The organism is Vibrio sp. G-C-1 (assembly GCF_021728015.1).
Taxonomy (GTDB): Bacteria; Pseudomonadota; Gammaproteobacteria; order Enterobacterales; family Vibrionaceae; genus Vibrio; species Vibrio splendidus.
In genome coordinates this window covers 106,391-126,453 of the sequence record NZ_JAKKCR010000005.1, presented here as the reverse complement: position 1 = coordinate 126,453, position 20,063 = coordinate 106,391, and the positions used below count along the sequence as shown (strand labels likewise).

The 20,063-nt window shown below is 44.7% G+C and carries 16 protein-coding genes; 7 read left to right on the top strand and 9 right to left on the bottom strand.

Translation table 11 applies throughout. From position 1 onward, the window contains the following. Positions 1 to 879, top strand: a complete 879-nt coding sequence (gene panC, locus L3V36_RS09615) for a pantoate--beta-alanine ligase (RefSeq protein WP_102448389.1) — start codon at positions 1 to 3, stop codon at positions 877 to 879. Positions 880 to 985: 106 nt separating this feature from the next. Here panC and L3V36_RS09610 read toward each other — a convergent pair whose 3' ends face one another. From L3V36_RS09610 to L3V36_RS09600, 3 genes are all read right to left on the bottom strand, one after another. Next, positions 986 to 1,756, bottom strand: a complete 771-nt coding sequence (locus L3V36_RS09610; RefSeq protein ID WP_004735456.1) for an ABC transporter permease — start codon at positions 1,754 to 1,756, stop codon at positions 986 to 988. Position 1,757: 1 nt separating this feature from the next. Then, entirely contained in the window at positions 1,758 to 2,675 is a 918-nt protein-coding gene (locus tag L3V36_RS09605) for an ABC transporter ATP-binding protein (protein WP_102448388.1), read from the bottom strand. Positions 2,676 to 2,997: 322 nt separating this feature from the next. Then, complete coding sequence (locus L3V36_RS09600; RefSeq protein ID WP_029222729.1) at positions 2,998 to 4,629, bottom strand: SulP family inorganic anion transporter; 1,632 nt, start codon at positions 4,627 to 4,629, stop codon at positions 2,998 to 3,000. Positions 4,630 to 4,916: 287 nt separating this feature from the next. Between L3V36_RS09600 and can the strand changes: the two genes are divergently transcribed. Then, positions 4,917 to 5,576 (top strand): carbonate dehydratase, encoded by a 660-nt coding sequence (gene can, locus L3V36_RS09595; RefSeq protein WP_004735453.1) that lies wholly within the window; start codon positions 4,917 to 4,919, stop codon positions 5,574 to 5,576. Positions 5,577 to 5,654: 78 nt separating this feature from the next. On the opposite strand, the gene hpt is transcribed toward can, so the two are convergent. Further along, positions 5,655 to 6,185, bottom strand: coding sequence for a hypoxanthine phosphoribosyltransferase (hpt, locus tag L3V36_RS09590; protein WP_004735452.1), 531 nt, complete (start codon positions 6,183 to 6,185; stop codon positions 5,655 to 5,657). 337 nt (positions 6,186 to 6,522) lie between these two features. Between hpt and L3V36_RS09585 the strand changes: the two genes are divergently transcribed. Continuing rightward, positions 6,523 to 7,128, top strand: coding sequence for a LuxR/HapR/OpaR family quorum-sensing transcriptional regulator (locus tag L3V36_RS09585; protein ID WP_017079965.1), 606 nt, complete (start codon positions 6,523 to 6,525; stop codon positions 7,126 to 7,128). Positions 7,129 to 7,321: 193 nt separating this feature from the next. On the opposite strand, the gene lpdA is transcribed toward L3V36_RS09585, so the two are convergent. The 5 genes from lpdA to ampD form a co-directional block, all read right to left on the bottom strand. Continuing rightward, positions 7,322 to 8,749: a dihydrolipoyl dehydrogenase gene (lpdA, locus tag L3V36_RS09580; protein ID WP_004735450.1), complete on the bottom strand. Its 1,428-nt coding sequence runs from the start codon at positions 8,747 to 8,749 to the stop codon at positions 7,322 to 7,324. Positions 8,750 to 8,991: 242 nt separating this feature from the next. Further along, positions 8,992 to 10,881 (bottom strand): pyruvate dehydrogenase complex dihydrolipoyllysine-residue acetyltransferase, encoded by a 1,890-nt coding sequence (gene aceF / locus L3V36_RS09575; RefSeq protein WP_061022511.1) that lies wholly within the window; start codon positions 10,879 to 10,881, stop codon positions 8,992 to 8,994. 26 nt (positions 10,882 to 10,907) lie between these two features. After that, positions 10,908 to 13,571, bottom strand: coding sequence for a pyruvate dehydrogenase (acetyl-transferring), homodimeric type (aceE, locus tag L3V36_RS09570; protein ID WP_004735447.1), 2,664 nt, complete (start codon positions 13,569 to 13,571; stop codon positions 10,908 to 10,910). A gap of 62 nt (positions 13,572 to 13,633) precedes the next feature. Next, positions 13,634 to 14,395 (bottom strand): pyruvate dehydrogenase complex transcriptional repressor PdhR, encoded by a 762-nt coding sequence (pdhR, locus tag L3V36_RS09565; protein WP_009847596.1) that lies wholly within the window; start codon positions 14,393 to 14,395, stop codon positions 13,634 to 13,636. A 480-nt stretch (positions 14,396 to 14,875) separates the two neighbouring features. After that, positions 14,876 to 15,475 carry a 1,6-anhydro-N-acetylmuramyl-L-alanine amidase AmpD gene (gene ampD, locus L3V36_RS09560; RefSeq protein WP_054541864.1) on the bottom strand — a complete coding sequence of 200 codons (600 nt, stop codon included), beginning with the start codon at positions 15,473 to 15,475 and terminating at the stop codon, positions 14,876 to 14,878. Between the two features lie 83 nt (positions 15,476 to 15,558). On the opposite strand from ampD, the gene nadC reads away from it, so the two are divergent. The 4 genes from nadC to L3V36_RS09540 all read left to right on the top strand — a co-directional run bounded on the left by nadC (position 15,559) and on the right by L3V36_RS09540 (position 20,060). Then, on the top strand, positions 15,559 to 16,449 hold the full coding sequence (nadC, locus tag L3V36_RS09555) for a carboxylating nicotinate-nucleotide diphosphorylase (RefSeq protein ID WP_102448387.1): 891 nt from the start codon (positions 15,559 to 15,561) through the stop codon (positions 16,447 to 16,449). 255 nt (positions 16,450 to 16,704) lie between these two features. After that, a complete protein-coding gene (locus L3V36_RS09550; protein WP_102448386.1) occupies positions 16,705 to 17,130 on the top strand; it encodes a pilin in 426 nt (141 codons plus the stop codon). Beyond that, the gene (gene pilB / locus L3V36_RS09545) at positions 17,131 to 18,816 is read left to right on the top strand and encodes a type IV-A pilus assembly ATPase PilB (RefSeq protein WP_102448385.1); all 1,686 of its coding nucleotides are present in this window, start codon (positions 17,131 to 17,133) and stop codon (positions 18,814 to 18,816) included. A 14-nt stretch (positions 18,817 to 18,830) separates the two neighbouring features. Further along, a complete protein-coding gene (locus L3V36_RS09540; RefSeq protein WP_004735441.1) occupies positions 18,831 to 20,060 on the top strand; it encodes a type II secretion system F family protein in 1,230 nt (409 codons plus the stop codon). Positions 20,061 to 20,063 lie beyond the last annotated feature (3 nt).

The window sequence follows — 20,063 nt, the reverse complement described above, 5'->3', positions numbered from 1 at the left end:
ATGCAAACTTTTGCTGAAATAGCGGCTCTTCGTGAGCAGATTAAACAGTTTAAGCGTGATGGACGTACGGTTGCTTTTGTCCCGACAATGGGAAACCTGCATGAAGGTCACCTGACTCTGGTCAAGAAAGCTCGTGAACTGGCTGATATTGTTGTGGTAAGCATCTTTGTTAACCCGATGCAGTTTGATCGTACTGATGACTTGAACAACTATCCTCGTACGTTAGAAGCTGATTTAAGTAAGTTAACAGCCGAAGGTGTTGAGCTCGTGTTTACACCGACACCAGAAGTCATGTACCCAGATGGATTAGATAAACAGACGTTTGTTGAAGTTCCAGGCATATCTCACATGCTTGAAGGCGCGTCTCGTCCAGGTCACTTCCGCGGCGTATCAACGATTGTCGCTAAACTGTTTAATATCGTTCAGCCAAACTTTGCATGCTTCGGTGAGAAAGACTTTCAGCAACTTGCTGTTATTCGCCAGATGACAACAGATTTAGCGTTAGACATTGAAGTTGTCGGCGTAGCGACCGTTCGTGAAATGGATGGCTTGGCAATGAGCTCTCGCAATAGCAACCTAACGATTGACGAGCGTCAACGAGCTCCAGTTCTAGCGCGCACTATGCGTTGGATCAGCAGCGCTATTCGTGGTGGCCGCGATGATTACGCGTCAGTGATTGAAGATGCGACTGACCAGCTACGCGCAGCTGACTTACAACCAGATGAGATCTTTATCTGTGATGCGAAAACGCTGCAAGCGATCACGTCAGAAACGACTCAAGCTGTGATTCTGATGTCAGCTTTCCTAGGTAAGACGCGTCTTATCGATAACCAAGTTCTAGATTTGGTTACGGAAACAAAAGAAGAAACGGCTGAATAGTCGGCTTCTGCTCTTAACGCAAAACAAGAACACCAAACGCAAAACATAAAAAAGGTCGATGTTATATCGACCTTTTTCTTTACCTATGACTTAGATTAACCAAAGGTTAGCTACGTAAGCCAATCCCCTTAGTCACTAGATAGTGTGCAACGCCATACAGCGCTACGATAAACACACCCAATACACCAAACGACGTTACAATACCCACATCAGACACGCCCAAGAAGCCATATCTGAACGCGTTAACCATGTACACAATTGGGTTCAGTTTCGACACACCTTGCCAAAATTCAGGCAATAGACTGATCGAGTAAAACACACCACCAAGGTACGTCAACGGCGTTAATATAAAGGTCGGGATAATAGAGATATCGTCAAACGTGCGTGCAAATACAGCGTTGATTAAGCCGCCCAGAGCGAACACAACCGACGTTAGAAATACTGTCGCAATAATCACGCCCCAATGGTCAACTTGCAGGTCGACAAAGAAAAGCGATACGAAGGTAACTATGGTGCCCACTAACAAGCCACGCACCACACCGCCCATGACGAAACCAGCAATGATCACGTAGTTAGGGACTGGCGCTACAAGCAGTTCTTCAATGTTCTTCTGGAATTTGGCACTAAAAAACGACGAAGCAACGTTGGAATATGAGTTAGTGATCACCGACATCATGATCAGGCCGGGAACAATGTATTCCATGTAACTAAAGCCGTTCATTTCACCAATACGCGCACCAATCAAGTTGCCAAAGATGATGAAATACAGCGTCATGGTAATCGCTGGCGGGACAAGCGTTTGCACCCAAATACGAGTAAAGCGATTGATCTCTTTGGTCAACAAGCTACAGAAAGCGGTCCAATATAGGCTGTACATATTATTTACTCCCCTCACGGACAATACTCACAAATAGCTCTTCTAAACGGTTTGCTTTGTTACGCATAGAGAGGACTTTCACCTGCTGTTCACTCAATTGAGCAAAGATGGTATTCAAACCTAGGTTCTTGTCGATTTCGATTTCTAGCGAACCATTAACCATCACTTGGCTATTCATACCTTCAAGTTTAGGTTCAGTGGCGCCCTCTTCAAGATCAAGAATAAAGGTCTCTGCACTCAACTTACCCAGCAGCGACTTCATTGTTGTATTCTCGATCAGCTCACCACGGTTGATGATACCAATGTTACGACACAGCATTTCCGCTTCTTCTAGGTAGTGCGTCGTCAAGATAATGGTAATACCCTGCTTCTCATTGATCTCCTTCAGAAACCCCCACATTGAACGACGCAGTTCAATATCAACGCCCGCCGTTGGCTCATCAAGAATCAACAAATGAGGCTCATGCATCAGTGCACGTGCGATCATCAAGCGACGCTTCATACCACCAGACAAGTTACGTGCACGTTCGCCACGCTTTTCCCACAAATCGAGCTGAGATAAGTATTTTTTCGCTCGCTCTTTCGCCAGTGCTTTTGGCACACCGTAATAACCCGCTTGTTGTAGTACGATCTGCTCAACGGTTTCGAACGGGTTAAAGTTAAACTCTTGAGGCACTAGACCTAAGTTCTGTTTCGCCAACTCCAGATCGGTATCAATGTCGTAGCCGAACACTTTAACTTTGCCTGAAGTTTTGTTAACCAGTGAAGAGATAACACCAATGGTGGTTGATTTACCTGCACCATTTGGACCAAGCAGAGCGTAAAAATCGCCTTTTTCTACTTGTAAACTAACGCCTTTAAGAGCCTCAAAGCCCCCTGCATAAGTTTTTCTTAATTGCTCAATTTCTAATGCATACATAGAGATAGACTGCCATTTGCTATAGATAAGATGTTGATGACCGGGCTTGAGGAAGAGAGTAATGCTTAAAACGAGCTAGCAGAAAACTAACCCAAACTTGTTTACTCGGCCATTTTGCAAACAAGTTTATCGTTGATTAACGATTAATACAAATACCGAGTGAGGGTTTCTTTCGAAAGCGAACAAGAATATTAGCTTACGTAAAGACCAATTCAGTGTTCAGCAAACATAAAAATACCGTTAAGTTATTCACTTAACGGCATTAATCACCAATACTAGATTTGGCGTCTATAACTGATTCATGTCAGATTATTGCTGAAAATTAGACTGACTCAAATTGATGTTCATCTCTATCAACATAGCTTGTTGCAGCTGTCAGAGCTTCATATCTGAATCGGTAAGTGTTGGATTCCGGCACAAGATCAAGCACGTGGAATTTCTCTAGCTGCTGACGAGTATTCTCATTCGGACACAGTAAGTACACTTCACACTGCGCATCCAACGCATCTTTAATCGCATTTTCTAGTGCAAGCCCAACCGTCACATCAATCATAGGTACATCTGTCAGATCTAGAATCATCGCTTCGTAATCAGAGATACTAGAGTGCTGACGTGAAATCGCCTTTGAAACACTGAATATCATTGGCCCAGAAAGGTAAAAGAACAGCACTTTACCATTGGCACTATCCAGTAGCTGACGTTCGCTATCGGTCAATGGGATATCGTCTTCATCATCACCATCACTGATCGCCTTAACTTGTCTGGCTTGCTCTCGGCTCAATCTTTCAATAATCAGGATATTCGAGATAAAAACACCCAGTCCGACAGCAATAATCAAGTCCACGAATACAGTCAACAGCATCACGCCGTACATTACGCCCATGCCGGCATAACTCACCTTGTGTGCTCGCTGGATAAAGCTCCAGTCAAGAATATTGAAACCAACATACATCGCAATGCCAGCCAATACCGCCATAGGGATTGGTTCGGTTAAGCCACCAGCAACCAATACCACCAATGCTAAAACTAAGGCTCGAATAACACCAGAAAGTGGAGAGCGAGCACCCACCTGGATATTGGTTACGGTACCCATGGTTGCGCCCGCACCGGGTAGCGCACCAAACAGACCAGAGATCATATTCGCGATGCCTTGGCCACGAAGTTCTTTATCTGAATCATGCTCTTTACGAGTCAATGAATCTCCGATAACCGCAGTCAAAAGCGTATCAATACAACCAAGAGTACCCAGCACCAAGGCATCAATAACCATGGTCGTAAATTGTTCAGAACTGATTGTCGGAATAACGAGAGAGGGCAAACCAGCGGGGATTTCACCAATACGGCGAATAGAGTCGGTATCAAAAATAATGACGGATAAAAGGGTCACAGCAACCAAAGCGACCAGTTGAGCTGGCACATACTTACGATATTTGGCTGGAAAACCAAAAAGAATACCGAGCGTCAATGCTCCTAAAAACAGTTCGCTTATTTTCAGATGGGCTAACGTATCAGGCAATGCGGAAAGCGTGCCCATCACCCCGCCAGATGGAGCCGCATGTCCTAACAATGGTGATAACTGCAAGATAATCAGAATAACGCCGATACCCGACATAAAACCAGAAATCACGCTATATGGCATCAAAGTAACGTATTTTCCGAGCTTTAAGGTACCAAGTAATATCTGAAAAGCACCCGCCATCATGACCACGGTAAAGGTCATTGCCATTCCGGTTTCAGGATATTTGGCCACCATGCTTGTCATCACTGCTGTCATGATCACCGTCATCGGACCGGTAGGCTCTGATATCAAGCTGCTTGAGCCGCCAAACAGTGCGGCAAATAGGCCGACCATGATGGCGCCCCAAAGGCCAGCTTCCGCGCCCGCACCAGACGCAACACCAAATGCCAACGCTAAAGGCAATGAAATGATGGCTGTGGTTACACCGCCAAACATGTCTCCTTTGAGACTGATATCCGCAAAACGACTTCCAAACAAAACACACCTTCCTGATGATGAAAATGACAAACCTTATCACTTTAACAAATGAGTTAATCAGACAGAAAGTGTTAATTCAATCACATTATTCATGACTTATAACCAGATGGTAGTTTCTGTGCTAAGTTAATGATCTTAACGACTAGAACACGTCAGATGAGTACGTGTTGACGCAGTTTTTACGGGATTGAATTTGTAACATTGTGTATAGTTACAATTCTTAATGAAGGGATGTAAGACGCAAAATGCCAGAGATTAAACAGCTTTTTGAAAACAACTCTAAATGGTCTGAAGAAATTCGATCTCAAAGACCTGAGTATTTTACAACGCTTGAAGAAGGGCAAAGCCCTGGCTTTCTATGGATTGGCTGCTCTGATAGCCGAGTACCGGCCGAGCGTCTCACTGGTTTGTATTCTGGCGAACTGTTTGTTCATCGAAATGTAGCAAACCAAGTGGTTCATACCGATCTCAACTGCTTATCCGTTGTGCAATACGCCGTTGACGTACTCAAAGTTAAACACATCATTGTATGCGGTCACTATGGCTGTGGTGGTGTTAATGCAGCGATTGATAACCCTAAACTTGGCCTTATCAACAACTGGCTACTCCACATTCGCGATAACTACCTTAAGTACCGTAAGCAAATTGAATCTCTACCTCGTGAACAATGGGGTGACAAGTTGTGCGAAATTAACGTTGCTGAACAAGTCTATAACCTTGGTAACTCAACCATCATGCAAACCGCATGGGAACGTGGACAAGATATTGAAATCCACGGCGTAGTTTATGGTATTGGTAACGGCAAGCTACAAGACCTTGGCGTTCGTTGTTCAAGTAATGACACGTTAGAAAATAGTCACTTAGAAGCGCTTGAAAAAATCCTATCGTCTCCAACTCTTGGTTAACCTTTAACGTCTAACCAGTAGATATAAGAAAGGCTCGCATTGTGCGAGCCTTTTTTGTTTTTCTTCACAGAGCAGTGATTACTCTTGAGGTACTACTTTACCGATGTACGGTAGGTGACGATATTTTTGTGCGTAGTCGATACCAACACCAACAACGAACTCGTCAGGAATTTCAAAACCAATCCACTTTGTATCGACAATCACTTCACGGCGAGAAGGCTTGTCTAATAACGTACAAATTTCGATAGATTTAGGGCCACGTAGGCTCAAAATCTCTTTCACTTTAGTCAGTGTGTTACCTGTATCGATAATGTCTTCTACAAGCAGAACATCTTTACCTTGGATATCATCATCAAGGTCTTTCAAAATACGAACATCACGTGAGCTTTCCATGCCGTTGCCGTAGCTAGACGCGGTCATGAAATCAACTTGGTGAGTTAAATCGATAGCACGAGCAAGATCCGCCATAAAGACAAAAGATCCACGTAATAAGCCAACTAAAACTAGATCTTCACTGCCTTTGTAGTGCTCCGTGATCTGCTTGCCTAGTACGTTCACTCGATCCTGAACTTCTTGCTCAGAGATCATGACTTCAACTGTATGCTTCATACTGCTCTCATTTTATTTGGTGATTGCGACGAATGTTGACAGTTTCGTCAGTTGTGTCGCTCAATTTTGTGAGTAAGTCTAGCACTGCTCAAATACCCACACCACCTTATGGTTCTAATTTACTGTGAGATTCTCAATTAAATGTGCGCTGATGCCCTATCCAATACTCGCTTCCTTTCACATCAATCCTGATCACGCTTTATGTATCAAGTTTGATGTAACTGTCTATAAAACAAACTCAAAGGATTGACCATTCGCATATGCACCATTACACTCATCTTGGCTTAAATAATAATAAAATCATTAATATAAAAATTTCGTTGGCAAGGAAAATAAAATGGACTCAATATCTAAGAGACCTAGAACTAGGCTTTCACCTTTAAAAAGAAAACTTCAATTGATGGAAATCGCTCTTGAGGTATTCTCTCGCCGCGGTATCGGTCGTGGTGGACACGCTGATATTGCAGACATCGCTCAGGTGTCTGTAGCAACCGTATTTAATTACTTCCCTACCCGTGAAGATCTGGTTGATGAAGTGCTTAATCATGTTGTACGCCAATTCTCTAACTTCCTTTCAGACAATATCGATCTGGATATTCACGCAAAACAAAACCTACATAATATTGCGACTGAAATGGTGACGTTAGTGGCTCACGATAGCCATTGGTTGAACGTATGGTTTGAATGGAGCGCTTCGACTCGTGATGAAGTATGGCCTCTATTCGTAACCACCAACCGCACTAACCAAATGTTAGTACAAAACATGTTTAGTAAAGCGATCGAACGCGGCGAAGTTTGCGACGATCACGATCCTAAACATCTAGCGAACCTATTCCACGGCATCTGCTACTCACTGTTCATTCAAGCGAAACGTGTAGAAACGCCAGAAGAGCTTTCAAGCTTAACGGATAGTTACTTGAACATGCTGTGCATTTATAAGTAGATTCGAGATAAATGATTTAAGGGTTGGCCTAATCGGTCAACCCTTTTTTTGTAGAATGGAATGGCTCTTCGCATCCCGAAGCGCAGCGTACTCGCATCTCGGAGTGAAACGTTACTGTTCCCTACTTCAGACATAAAAAAGCCGCTGACGAATCAGCGGCTTTTAAAAACATTAGCGAGTGGCTAAAGAAGAATTACTTCTTCTTTTTTACTGCTTTTTTGTTTGGAAGGTCAGTGATTGAACCTTCGAATACTTCCGCAGCTAGACCAACAGACTCGTGTAGAGTTGGGTGAGCGTGGATAGTAAGTGCGATATCTTCTGCATCACAACCCATTTCGATTGCTAGGCCGATTTCGCCAAGAAGTTCACCACCGTTAGTACCAACAACAGCACCACCGATTACGCGATGAGTATCTTTATCGAAGATCATCTTAGTCATACCGTCAGCACAGTCTGAAGCGATTGCACGACCAGAAGCAGCCCAAGGGAAAGTAGCAACTTCGTAGTTCAGGCCTTCCGCTTTCGCTTCTTTCTCAGTCTTACCTACCCAAGCAACTTCTGGCTCAGTGTACGCAATTGATGGAATTACTTTAGGATCGAAGTAGTGCTTCTTACCAGAGATAACTTCAGCAGCTACGTGACCTTCATGCACACCTTTGTGAGCTAGCATTGGTTGACCAACAACGTCACCGATCGCGTGGATGTGAGGAACGTTAGTACGCATTTGCTTATCAACATTGATGAAACCACGCTCATCAACTTCGATACCCGCTTTTTCAGCGTCGATAAGTGCACCGTTTGGAACACGACCGATAGCAACAAGAACAGCATCGTAGCGCTCAGCTTCAGCTGGTGCTTTTTTGCCTTCCATTGAAACGTAGATACCGTCTTCTTTCGCTTCAACAGCAGTCACTTTAGTTTCAAGCATTAGCTTGAACTTGTTCTTGATGCGTTTAGTGAAGACTTTAACGATGTCTTTATCCGCAGCAGGGATAACTTGATCGAACATCTCAACAACTTCAACTTTAGAACCTAGAGAGTGGTAAACCGTACCCATCTCAAGACCGATGATACCGCCGCCCATGATAAGCAGCTTTTCTGGTACTTCGTTTAGTTCTAGTGCATCCGTAGAATCCCAAATACGTGGGTCTTCATGTGGGATGAAAGGAAGTTTGATTGGGCGAGAACCCGCTGCAATGATTGCATTATCAAAGTTAATTGTTGTCGTTTCTTCGCCAACAACTTCGATGCTGTTAGGACCAGTAAACTTACCGAAACCGTTAACAACAGTAACATTACGCATCTTAGCCATACCGCCAAGACCGCCAGTCAGTTGATCAACTACTTTGTCTTTCCAGATACGAACTTTGTTGATGTCCGTTTGTGGCTCGCCGAATACAACGCCGTGCTCTGCCATCGCTTTTGCTTCTTCAATTACTTTAGATACGTGAAGAAGTGCTTTTGATGGAATACAACCAACGTTTAGACATACACCACCAAGAGTGCTGTAACGTTCAACTAGTACTGTTTCTAGACCTAAATCCGCACAACGGAATGCCGCTGAGTAGCCAGCAGGACCTGAACCAAGTACAACAACTTGGGCTTTAATTTCTTTGCTCATTGTGACCTCTTGTAGTCATTATCCCTAACAGGCTGAGTAGATGTTCTTAAAATTATTGGGCTTTCAAACAGGAAACATTTTACAGAGATGTTAACAGTGTGAAAGTAGCTTTAAGTTAGCCTGTGAGCTAGACAACAATTCCCCCGCAGTTTATGAGAAATGCCGGAAACTGTTCTCTAAAAATAGTCTTTATATAAAGAATTAAGGTGACCCGAAAGTCACCTTAATAATTACTTTCTCAATTACAGTACTAGACGACGAATGTCAGATAGTGCGCTGTTTAGGAAAGTAATGAAGCGTGCACCTTCAGCACCATCGATCACGCGGTGATCGTATGATAGAGACAGTGGAAGCTGTAGACGTGGTTGGAACTCTTTACCATTCCAAACTGGCTTAATCTCAGACTTAGATACACCTAGGATACCTACTTCTGGAGCATTTACGATTGGAGTAAATGCAGTACCGCCAATACCACCAAGGCTAGAGATTGTGAAACAACCGCCTTGCATGTCTGCTGCTGTTAGCTTACCAGAGCGTGCTTTCTTAGAAACAACCATTAGTTCTTCAGATAGCTCGTAAATACCTTTCTTGTTCACGTCTTTGAAAACAGGAACAACTAGGCCGTTTGGTGTATCAACTGCGATACCCACGTTTACGTACTTCTTAAGAATGATGCTTTCGCCATCGTCAGATAGAGAAGAGTTAAACGCTGGGAATGCTTCTAGCGCTTTAGCAACAGCTTTCATGATGAACACAAGTGGAGTGATCTTCATACCAGTGTCTTTCTTCGCTTCGATTGCGTTCTGTTCTTTACGGAATGCTTCTAGCTCAGTGATATCTGCATTGTCCCACTGTGTAACGTGCGGGATCATTACCCAGTTACGGTGCAGGTTAGCGCCAGAGATCTTCTTAATCTTAGAAAGCTTCTGAACTTCAGTTTCGCCGAACTTGCTGAAGTCAACTTTTGGCCACGGTAGTAGACCAAGAGCAGAACCGTCGCCGCCTTTGCCAGATGCTGCAGCACCAGACTCTAGACGCTTAAGTGCATCTTTAACGTAAGACTGAACGTCTTCTTTAAGGATACGGCTCTTACGACCAGTACCTTTAACCTTAGAAAGGTTAACGCCAAATTCGCGAGCAAGACGACGAACAACTGGAGAAGCGTGCGCGTAGTCACCGTTCTCTTGGAAGTCGCCAGCTGCTGGAGCTACTGCTTCTGCTTTAGGAGCAGGTGCGGCTGCCGGAGCTGCTGCTTGTGCTGGAGCGGAAGCCGCTACTGCTACTGGAGCTGCGCCTTCAACAACGAAAGTCATGATTGAAGAGCCTGTTGACACTTTGTCGCCAGCTGCAATCTTGATTTCTTTTACTGTACCAGCGAATGGTGCAGGCACTTCCATTGAAGCTTTGTCGCCTTCAACAGTAATTAGAGATTGCTCTTCTTCTACTGTATCGCCAACCGCTACCATGATTTCAGTAACTTCTACTTCGTCGCCACCGATATCAGGAACGTTCACTTCTTTCTCAGCAGATGCTGCTGGAGCCGCTGCAACTGGTGCCGCCGCTGGAGCAGGAGCTGCTGCAACTGGAGCGCCAGAACCTGCCACTTCAAATACCATCACTAGAGAACCAGTAGATACTGAATCACCAGAAGCGATCTTGATTTCTTTAACGATACCAGCGAATGGTGCAGGTACTTCCATTGAAGCCTTGTCACCTTCAACAGTAAGAAGAGATTGCTCTTCTTCTACTGCGTCGCCGATAGCTACCATGATTTCAGTTACTTCAACTTCATCACCGCCGATATCAGGAACGTGAACTTCTTTAAGCTCAGCTGCTGCAGGAGCAGCTGCAACTGGTGCCGCCGCTTCAACTGCTGGCGCAGCCGGTGCTGCTGCAGCACCTTCCGCTTCGAAGATCATGATAAGAGAACCAGTAGAAACAGAATCACCTTCTGAAATCTTGATTTCTTTAACGATACCCGCTTGAGACGCAGGAACTTCCATTGAAGCTTTGTCGCCTTCAACAGTGATCAGTGACTGCTCTTCTTCAACCTTGTCGCCAACGTTTACAAGAATCTCAGTTACTTCAACCTCGTCAGCACCGATGTCTGGTACATTAATTTCGATTGTCATTGTATTTACCTACCTTAATGCCAGTCTTATGCGTATTGCGGGTTAGTTTTTTCAGTGTCGATATCGAACTTAGCAATTGCTTCAGCAACAACAGACTTCTCGATATCACCACGTTTAGCCAGTTCAGTTAGAGCTGCAACTACGATGTAGCCAGCGTTAACTTCGAAGTGACGACGTAGGTTTGCACGGCTGTCAGAACGGCCGAAACCATCTGTACCAAGTACTTTGTAAGACTCAGTTGGCATGTACGCACGTACTTGCTCAGCGTAGTTCTTCATGTAGTCAGTCACTGCGATTGCAGGTTCTTTACCAAGAACAGTCGTGATGTACGGTACTTTCTCTTCAGCTTCTGGGTGAAGCATGTTGTCACGCTCTACCGCTTGGCCGTCACGAGTTAGTTCGTTGAACGACGTTACAGAGAATACGTCAGATGCTACGCCGTACTCTTCGCTTAGAATTTCAGCGGCTTTACGCGCTTCGTTCATGATAGTACCAGAGCTCATTAGTTGAACTTTGCCCTTAGCACCAGCGTGAGATTCAAGCTTGTAGATACCCTTACGAATGCCTTCTTCAGCGCCTTCTGGCATTGCTGGCATTGCGTAGTTCTCGTTCATTACTGTTAGGTAGTAGTAAACGTTCTCTTGGTTCTCACCGTACATGCGACGGATACCGTCTTGCATGATAACCGCTAGCTCGTAAGCAAACGTTGGGTCGTAAGAGATACAGTTAGGGATCGTGTTCGCTTGAATGTGCGAGTGACCATCTTCGTGCTGTAGACCTTCACCATTCAGTGTTGTACGACCTGCAGTAGCACCTAGTAGGAAGCCACGAGCTTGTTGGTCGCCCGCTAACCAAGCCATGTCGCCAATACGTTGGAAACCGAACATTGAGTAGTAGATGTAGAACGGGATCATCGGTAGATCGTTTGTGCTGTATGACGTTGCAGCAGCAACCCATGAAGCCATAGAACCTAGTTCGTTGATACCTTCTTGAAGAACTTGACCAGACGTTGCTTCTTTGTAGTAAGAAACGATGCCTTTATCTTCAGGTGTGTATTCTTGACCGTGTGGGTTGTAGATACCAACCTGACGGAATAGACCTTCCATACCGAATGTACGAGCTTCATCACAGATGATAGGAACAATGTTCTTACCAATGTTCTTATCTTTAAGAAGGATGTTTAGCGTACGTACATAAGCCATAGTTGTAGAGATATCACGCTTCTGCTCACCTAGTAGAGGTGCGAATGCGTCTAGCTCAGGAACCTTGAACTCTTGAGTAAACTTAGGAAGACGTGCAGGCGTGTAACCGTGAAGAGCGTTACGACGAGCGTGCATGTATTCGTACTCAGGCGTGCCTTCTTCTAACTTCAGGTAAGGAAGCTCTGTGATTTTCTCATCAGAAAGAAGGTCTTCTAGGCCTAGGCGATCACGTAGGTGTTGAACATGAGTCATGTCCATTTTCTTAACACCGTGTGCAATGTTCTTACCTTCAGCCGCATCACCCATGCCGTAACCTTTAACAGTCTTAGCTAGGATTACAGTTGGCTTACCGTTTGTCTCTTGTGCATTGTTAAATGCAGCAAACAGTTTAGAAGAATCATGACCACCACGCTTAAGAGCGAAGATTTCGTCATCAGTCATGTCTGCAACTAGTGCAGCTGTTTCTGGGTACTTACCAAAGAAGTGCTCACGTACGTATGCGCCATCTTTAGATTTGAATGTCTGGTAGTCACCATCGATAGTTTCGTTCATTAGTTGAAGAAGCTTACCAGTCGTGTCTTTAGCCAGTAGTGAATCCCAGTTGCTACCCCAGATAACTTTAACAACGTTCCAACCTGCGCCTTTAAATAGGCCTTCAAGTTCTTGGATGATGCTACCGTTACCCATTACAGGGCCGTCTAGACGCTGTAGGTTACAGTTGATTAGGAAACATAGGTTGTCTAGCTTCTCACGCGCAGCGAAAGAGATAGCACCACGTGATTCTGGCTCATCCATCTCACCGTCACCTAGGAACGCGTATACGCGTTGCGCTGAAGTTTCTTTCAGGCCACGGCCATCAAGGTACTTAAGGAAGCGCGCTTGGTAGATCGCAGAGATCGGACCAAGACCCATAGATACAGTAGGGAACTGCCAGAACTCAGGCATCAGTTTCGGGTGCGGGTAAGAAGGGATACCTTTACCATCAACTTCTTGACGGAAGTTATCTAGCTGTTCTTCAGTTAGACGACCTTCAACGAATGCACGAGAGTAGATACCTGGAGAGATGTGACCTTGGTAATAAACTAGATCGCCACCGTCCGTCTCATTTGGAGCACGGAAGAAGTGGTTGAAACATACTTCGTAGAACGCTGCAGCTGACTGGTAAGAAGCCATGTGACCACCAAGGTCTAGGTCTTTCTTAGAAGCACGCAATACAATCATGATTGCGTTCCAGCGAATAATCGAACGAATACGACGCTCAAGAGTTACGTCACCAGGGTAAGCTGGCTCTTGTGCTGCTGGAATTGTGTTGATGTAGTTTGTGTTGATGCCTGTAGCCATATCAACACCATCTAAACGCGCTTTATCTAGAACTTGTTCTAGTAAAAACTGTGCACGTTCTACACCTTCTTCACGTACTACTGACTCAAGAGCTTCTAACCAATCTTGAGTTTCCAGAGCATCAACGTCATGCTTCATGTCAGACATGGCGATCTATCCTTTTTGTTAGTTGGATTCTACTAAACACGTAAATAGCCGAAGTATTACGGCTATTTACCCTGTTGAATTCGACGTAAAGAACGTTCGCGGCGCGATTCTTCTTTGGTCAAATCCATCAATGTTTCTTCGATGTAAGCTAAATGAGAATGTGACATTTCACGCGCCTGTTCTGGCTGCCCTGAAACGATCGCATCTACAATGTTAGCTCGATGTATACTCACTTTCTCCACAACGTCTTTACGACGATGCAACAGCTTTAAATTTTCTAAGACATTTTGTTCGAGTAACGGAGCCAAACTACGAACAATGTGTAATAACACCACATTGTGCGCTGCCTCTGTTAAAGCAATAAGAAAAGCCATCACTGCTGCAGATTCGGCTTCAATATCACCTTTATCTTGCGCGCCGCGAATTTTTTCTTGGCATGCTTGAATTCGAGCAAAGTCTTCATCAGTGCCACGTAATGCCGCAAAGTAAGCCGAAATCCCTTCCATCGCATGACGCGATTCCAACAAGTCTAGTTGGGTTTCAGAATGGGACGACAACAAATTAAGCAAAGGATCTGAAAAGCTTTTCCAGATATTTTCGCTAACAAACGTACCTCCACCTTGACGGCGAGTAAGCAAGCGTTTTGCTTCTAAACGTTGTATAGCTTCTCGGATTGAAGGACGAGACACATCGAACTGTTTCGCTAGTTCGCGCTCAGGCGGCAACTGCTGCCCTGGAGCCAGTGTTCCTTCCACTATCAACCTTTCTAACTCTTGTTCGATAACGTCCGAGAGTTTTGGCTGACGAATCCTTTGATAAGCCATAGTTTGTTGTTCTTCTTTTTTTTCGCTGACAATTGGTAATACCAATTTTAAGTTGGGCAGAAATTAACATAATTAAAACGCCACTGTCCAGTGCAAAATTGACCTGCATCATAGAACACAGCATGAATTAACCATGATTTAACAAATGAAATTTAAAACAGCAACCAAATTGGTCTTACCATTTACAGGGGTAATACTTTTGGGGAGGTTTCGTGCTAGAAAGTTTCAGGATAAAAATGAATTGTTTCAGAAAGATTAGTGCCACTTGTTTAAAAATCAAACCAAGCGCACATTTAGGATGGAAATTCTGTTCATAAGTTTTAATAAATTAGCGTTTGATAAGCTCGTCACACTCTCGATTTATTGATGCTCTCCTCTCCACCACTTTCTTTACATCGCAACAACAAAAATTCACAAGTCATTATGCTAGGCGTTGACTATTCAACGCCTAACAGCAGTAAGGCTATCTAAAGTTGAGGCTTAGCCCTTGAGCTTTTCTTTAAATTTCTGCCAGTCGAAAACCAAGCCAGGATCGGTTTTGCGCAAAGGCGCAATATATTGGTGGCCTGTGATTCGTTCAGTGGTAATTTGAGGGAAGCTCGATACCAGTGTTTCCGTTAATTGGGTAAGCGCTTGATACTGCTGCTCGGTATAAGCCACAAAGTCACTGCCTTCCAGTTCAATACCAATCGAATAGTCATTACACCTTTCACGGCCGGCAAAGCTGGACTGGCCAGCGTGCCAAGCTCTATCAAGGAACGAAACAAACTGCACAACCTCACCATCACGACGAATCAAGCAGTGTGCAGAAACACCCATTTGGTGAATCACCTGAAAAAATGGATGCTCTTCTGGGTCAAGTTTGCCCGTGAAAAACTGTTCGATGTAAGGCCCACCAAATTGCCCCGGAGGTAAACTAATGTTGTGAACCACCAACAGAGAGATATCGCAGACACTAGGTCTAACATCAAAATACGGGGAAGGAACATGCCGAGCGTTGTCATACCATCCGTTGGAGCTGATCGTCATCTTGGTCTCACTTTCTTTTCTGCTAGCACAATAAGATGTGACCTTACCCATAGAGCAGTCACGCTAGCCTCTTTAATTTGAAGTTAAGCAAGAGTATCATTCCATTCCCACTCCCTTTCAAGATTAGATTTGCGATGAAAAACACACATAACAGCCACCAACGCCTTGACTACTTAAAAGAGCAACTGCCTCTAGAGATCAGTCGCTCAGTGGCTGAGACCATCAAAGAAGATCTAGGCGGAACGTTAGATCCAGCGGCTGATATTACGGCAAGTCTAATCCCAGCAGACGCAATCAACAGCGCTACCATCATTACCCGTGAACACGGTGTGTTCTGTGGTAAAGCTTGGGCTGATGAAGTGTTTAAGCAATTGGGCGGTGAAGTGACTATCGAGTGGAACGTAGAAGATGGCGACAAGGTTGAACCAAACCAAACGCTTTGTAGCTTGACAGGCCCAGCACGTGCGCTATTAACCGGTGAGCGTAATGCAATGAACTTCATTCAAACGCTATCTGGCTGTGCGACAACAACAGCGATCTACGCAGACAAAGTTAAGCACACAGAATGCCGCCTGTTAGACACTCGCAAAACAATTCCGGGCCTTCGCAGCGCACTAAAATACGCTGTCGCTTGTGGTGGCGGTTTCAACCACCGTATTGGCGTTTTCGATGCTTACCTAATCAAAGAAAACCACATCATCGCCTGTGGTGGCATTGAGAAAGCTATCTCGACAGCAAAAGAACTTAACCCGGGTAAACCTGTGGAAGTTGAAACGGAAAGCCTAGCAGAGCTAGAGCAAGCGATCAGCGCTGGCGCAGACATCATCATGCTAGACAACTTCACCACAGACATGATGCGTGAAGCGGTTAAAATCAATGCGGGCCGCGCAGCATTAGAGAACTCAGGCAATGTAACATTAGACACTATCGCAGAGTTCGCTGAAACGGGCGTTGATTACATCTCGGTAGGTGCACTGACTAAGCATCTAAAAGCGATGGACCTATCCATGAGATTTAAAGCGTAATTAACTGAATAGTAAATATATTTCCATTAAAGGCACGGTTGATAACAGTGCCTTTTTTATTACCTAAATTATCAGTATTTCAATCACTTATTTAAGTTGGTCGCATAATTTTGCGCGCCATATGAAACACCACACTAATAAACACGAAACCACTCGCGGCCAAACCTGAACACCATTCCACTTCCCCATTCCGACTTCTATTCTTTCCATCAACCAGTGCTTGCGCTGAAACAAACTAAACAATGGAATAGAACAATGAATAACAAAAGTAAAAGAACAAATCAGAAAGGTTTTACGTTAATTGAATTGATGATTGTGGTGGCAATTATTGGTGTGTTATCGGCGATTGCTGTGCCTGCATATAAGGATTATGTGTCAAAGAGCGAGGCATCATCTGCTCTTGCGACTTTAAAATCACTGCAAACACCAGCAGAACTTACCTTTCAAGAAGAAGGATCTCTTAGTAGCGCAATCTCAGCTCTTGGAGTTTCTTCGGGATCAAACACATTAGGAACTTTAAGTATTAGTAATGTAGGTTCATCGACAGTTTCTCCTGCAATTCTATTTACATTTAACGGTGGTTCATTAAACAGTGCCACATTAACACTATCTCGTGATGCGACAACTGGTTGGGCTTGTGCTAAATCAACAACAGTTCCCGATTTAGATGGCTGCCGATAAGTGCTCACCAACCTCCCAACAATTCTTCGTCAAGCTAACCTTCTTAGCCTGACTCAAGAACAAGCCGTTGCGGAACATGTACACGCTTCAGGTGTTTCAACACCTGAAGCTTTGCTCGTTCTTGATTTGTTCAGCGGCGATTCCTTAGCAAGTAATATCAAAACCATTTTCGGTTTACCGTTAGTACAACTAGCCAGTACTGACTACGAAACCTTGTGTGAGCAATTGGGGCTTCGTGAGCTTATAACCAAGTATCGCGCTATCCCAATATCTGTTTCTAGTTCAACTCTCACACTTGCCTCGGCCGACCCGACCGACTTACAAGCTGAAGATGACTTTCGATTCGCGACCGGATTGCAGATTGAGTTAGTTGTCGCTAACTACTCTGAACTAGAAGGTGCAATACGAAAGCTGTATGGCCGTTCTATTTCCGGGCAAGATTCGAAACGTAAAGAGATCACCCAAGATGAGCTAGCCAACCTTGTTGAGATATCTGACGACGAGATAACGTCCATTGAAGACCTTAGCCAAGATGACTCCCCTGTCAGTCGCTTTATCAATCAGATTCTAGTCGATGCAGCACGTAAAGGCGCATCGGATATCCACTTCGAACCTTATGAAGAAAACTACCGCGTACGTCTACGTTGCGATGGCATCCTTGTCGAGATCCAACAGCCCGCTTCTCACTTAAGTCGTCGTCTATCGGCTCGCCTGAAGATCCTCGCCAAACTTGATATCGCCGAACGTCGTTTGCCTCAAGATGGTCGTATCAAACTGCGCTTAAATGACGAACTGGCGATTGATATGCGTGTATCGACGCTGCCAACATTATGGGGAGAAAAGATCGTTCTTCGTCTTCTAGACAGCAGCGCTGCCAATCTCGATATCGATAAGCTCGGTTACAGCGAGGATCAAAAAGCACTCTACCTTAATGCATTGAAACGCCCACAAGGGATGATCTTAATGACCGGGCCAACGGGCAGTGGCAAAACGGTTTCTCTTTATACTGGCCTTCGAGTGCTCAACACCACTGAACGCAACATCTCAACAGCCGAAGACCCTGTTGAAATCAACCTGTGTGGCATCAATCAGGTACAAGTGACGCCTAAGATCGGCTTTGGATTTGCTGAGGCGCTGCGATCATTTTTACGACAAGATCCTGATGTGGTGATGGTTGGAGAGATCCGTGACTTGGAAACCGCAGAGATCGCGATCAAAGCCTCACAGACAGGCCACTTAGTGCTTTCGACACTGCACACCAATTCTGCAGCAGAAACAGTGACTCGCCTCTCTCATATGGGAATAGAACCCTTTAATCTTGCTTCATCATTAAGCCTGATTATCGCCCAACGACTGGCAAGAAGATTGTGCAACCACTGTAAAGAAACTGACGATTCGCCAGACATATTCCTGCGTCACTCCATTCCCAACAGCCAAACTATCTACAAAGCGAATCCTCAAGGGTGCAATGAGTGTAACCAAGGGTACTCGGGGCGAGTCGGTATTTATGAAGTCATGCCGTTTAGCGACCAATTGAAAAATAGCCTGATCGACAAACCGAACGCGTTAGCCATTGAAAACTTGGCACGTCGAGAAGGCATGAGAACTTTACAAGAGTCAGGGCTAGATAAACTGCTTGAAGGCACCACCAGCTATCAAGAGCTACAACGTGTTCTATACCTATAATTCACGGAGCGAAAATGAGTAGTAAAAGCAAACAATCACAACTAAAAAACTACCATTGGAAGGGAATCAATAGTTCTGGCAAGAAAGTGTCTGGGCAGAGCTTAGCGCTCACCGAATTAGAAGTGCGAGAGAAGCTCAAAGAGCAGCACATTCAGATTAAGAAGATCAAAAAGAAAAGCATCTCAGCAATCACTCGTTTAACCCATCGAGTCAAAGCCAAAGATATCACTATTTTGACTCGCCAACTGGCTACCATGTTGGCGACTGGTGTGCCCATAGTGCAAGCCATCAAGTTAGTGTCAGACAATCACCGCAAAGCAGAAATGAAATCGATTTTATCGCACATCTGCAAAGGTGTAGAAGCCGGCACGCCAATCTCAAAAGCGATGCGAACCGCAAGCCGCCACTTTGATGACCTCTATACCGACTTGGTCGCGACAGGCGAACTCTCCGGCAACCTTGCACAAGTATTTGAACGCTTGGCGACCTATCGAGAAAAGAGTGAGCAACTAAAATCCAAGGTTATAAAGGCGCTCATCTACCCAGCAATGGTTGTAGCGGTCGCCCTTACCGTTTCTTACTTAATGCTGACCATGGTCATTCCTGAATTTGAATCGATGTTTTCTGGTTTCGGAGCAGACTTACCTTGGTTCACCCAGCAAGTGCTTTATCTTTCCCATTGGATGCAGGCTTATAGTTTCTATAGTGCCATCGGTATTGGTTTATTAATTCTGTCTTTTCAGCAGCTGCGTCAGCGATCCTACTCGATTCGACTTTCAACCAGTCGCCTTGGCTTACGCTTTCCTATCTTGGGTGCTGTCATCACCAAAGCATCGATTGCAAAGTTCAGCCGAACACTTTCAACCAGTTTCAGTTCAGGGATTCCTATTTTAACCAGCCTTAAAACAACGGCTAAAACCGCAGGCAACCTGCATTATGAATCGGCCATCATCGAGGTTCACCGTGAAACTGCCGCAGGCATGCCGATGTACATTGCAATGCGCAATACCAATGCCTTCCCGGAGATGGTTTTGCAGATGGTGATGATTGGTGAAGAGTCCGGAAATCTTGATGATATGCTCAATAAAGTCGCTTCCATTTACGAGTTCGAAGTAGACAACACCGTCGATAACCTAGGTAAGATTCTAGAGCCACTGATCATCGTATTTTTAGGCACCGTAGTTGGTGGACTTGTTGTCGCGATGTACTTACCGATCTTTAATCTTATGAGTGTGTTAGGATAGTTA

What these genes read in the sequence shown, in the direction of transcription:
- L3V36_RS09605 (WP_102448388.1), bottom strand. Translation starts at nt 2,675, where the DNA reads ATGTATGCATTAGAAATTGAGCAATTAAGAAAAACTTATGCAGGGGGC.
- aceF (WP_061022511.1), bottom strand. Translation starts at nt 10,881, where the DNA reads ATGACAATCGAAATTAATGTACCAGACATCGGTGCTGACGAGGTTGAA.
- nadC (WP_102448387.1), top strand. Translation starts at nt 15,559, where the DNA reads ATGAAAAACACACATAACAGCCACCAACGCCTTGACTACTTAAAAGAG.
- L3V36_RS09550 (WP_102448386.1), top strand. Translation starts at nt 16,705, where the DNA reads ATGAATAACAAAAGTAAAAGAACAAATCAGAAAGGTTTTACGTTAATT.
- can (WP_004735453.1), top strand. Translation starts at nt 4,917, where the DNA reads ATGCCAGAGATTAAACAGCTTTTTGAAAACAACTCTAAATGGTCTGAA.
- lpdA (WP_004735450.1), bottom strand. Translation starts at nt 8,749, where the DNA reads ATGAGCAAAGAAATTAAAGCCCAAGTTGTTGTACTTGGTTCAGGTCCT.
- L3V36_RS09540 (WP_004735441.1), top strand. Translation starts at nt 18,831, where the DNA reads ATGAGTAGTAAAAGCAAACAATCACAACTAAAAAACTACCATTGGAAG.
- panC (WP_102448389.1), top strand. Translation starts at nt 1, where the DNA reads ATGCAAACTTTTGCTGAAATAGCGGCTCTTCGTGAGCAGATTAAACAG.
- pdhR (WP_009847596.1), bottom strand. Translation starts at nt 14,395, where the DNA reads ATGGCTTATCAAAGGATTCGTCAGCCAAAACTCTCGGACGTTATCGAA.
- L3V36_RS09610 (WP_004735456.1), bottom strand. Translation starts at nt 1,756, where the DNA reads ATGTACAGCCTATATTGGACCGCTTTCTGTAGCTTGTTGACCAAAGAG.
- ampD (WP_054541864.1), bottom strand. Translation starts at nt 15,475, where the DNA reads ATGGGTAAGGTCACATCTTATTGTGCTAGCAGAAAAGAAAGTGAGACC.
- L3V36_RS09600 (WP_029222729.1), bottom strand. Translation starts at nt 4,629, where the DNA reads ATGTTTGGCGGTGTAACCACAGCCATCATTTCATTGCCTTTAGCGTTG.
- hpt (WP_004735452.1), bottom strand. Translation starts at nt 6,185, where the DNA reads ATGAAGCATACAGTTGAAGTCATGATCTCTGAGCAAGAAGTTCAGGAT.
- L3V36_RS09585 (WP_017079965.1), top strand. Translation starts at nt 6,523, where the DNA reads ATGGACTCAATATCTAAGAGACCTAGAACTAGGCTTTCACCTTTAAAA.
- aceE (WP_004735447.1), bottom strand. Translation starts at nt 13,571, where the DNA reads ATGTCTGACATGAAGCATGACGTTGATGCTCTGGAAACTCAAGATTGG.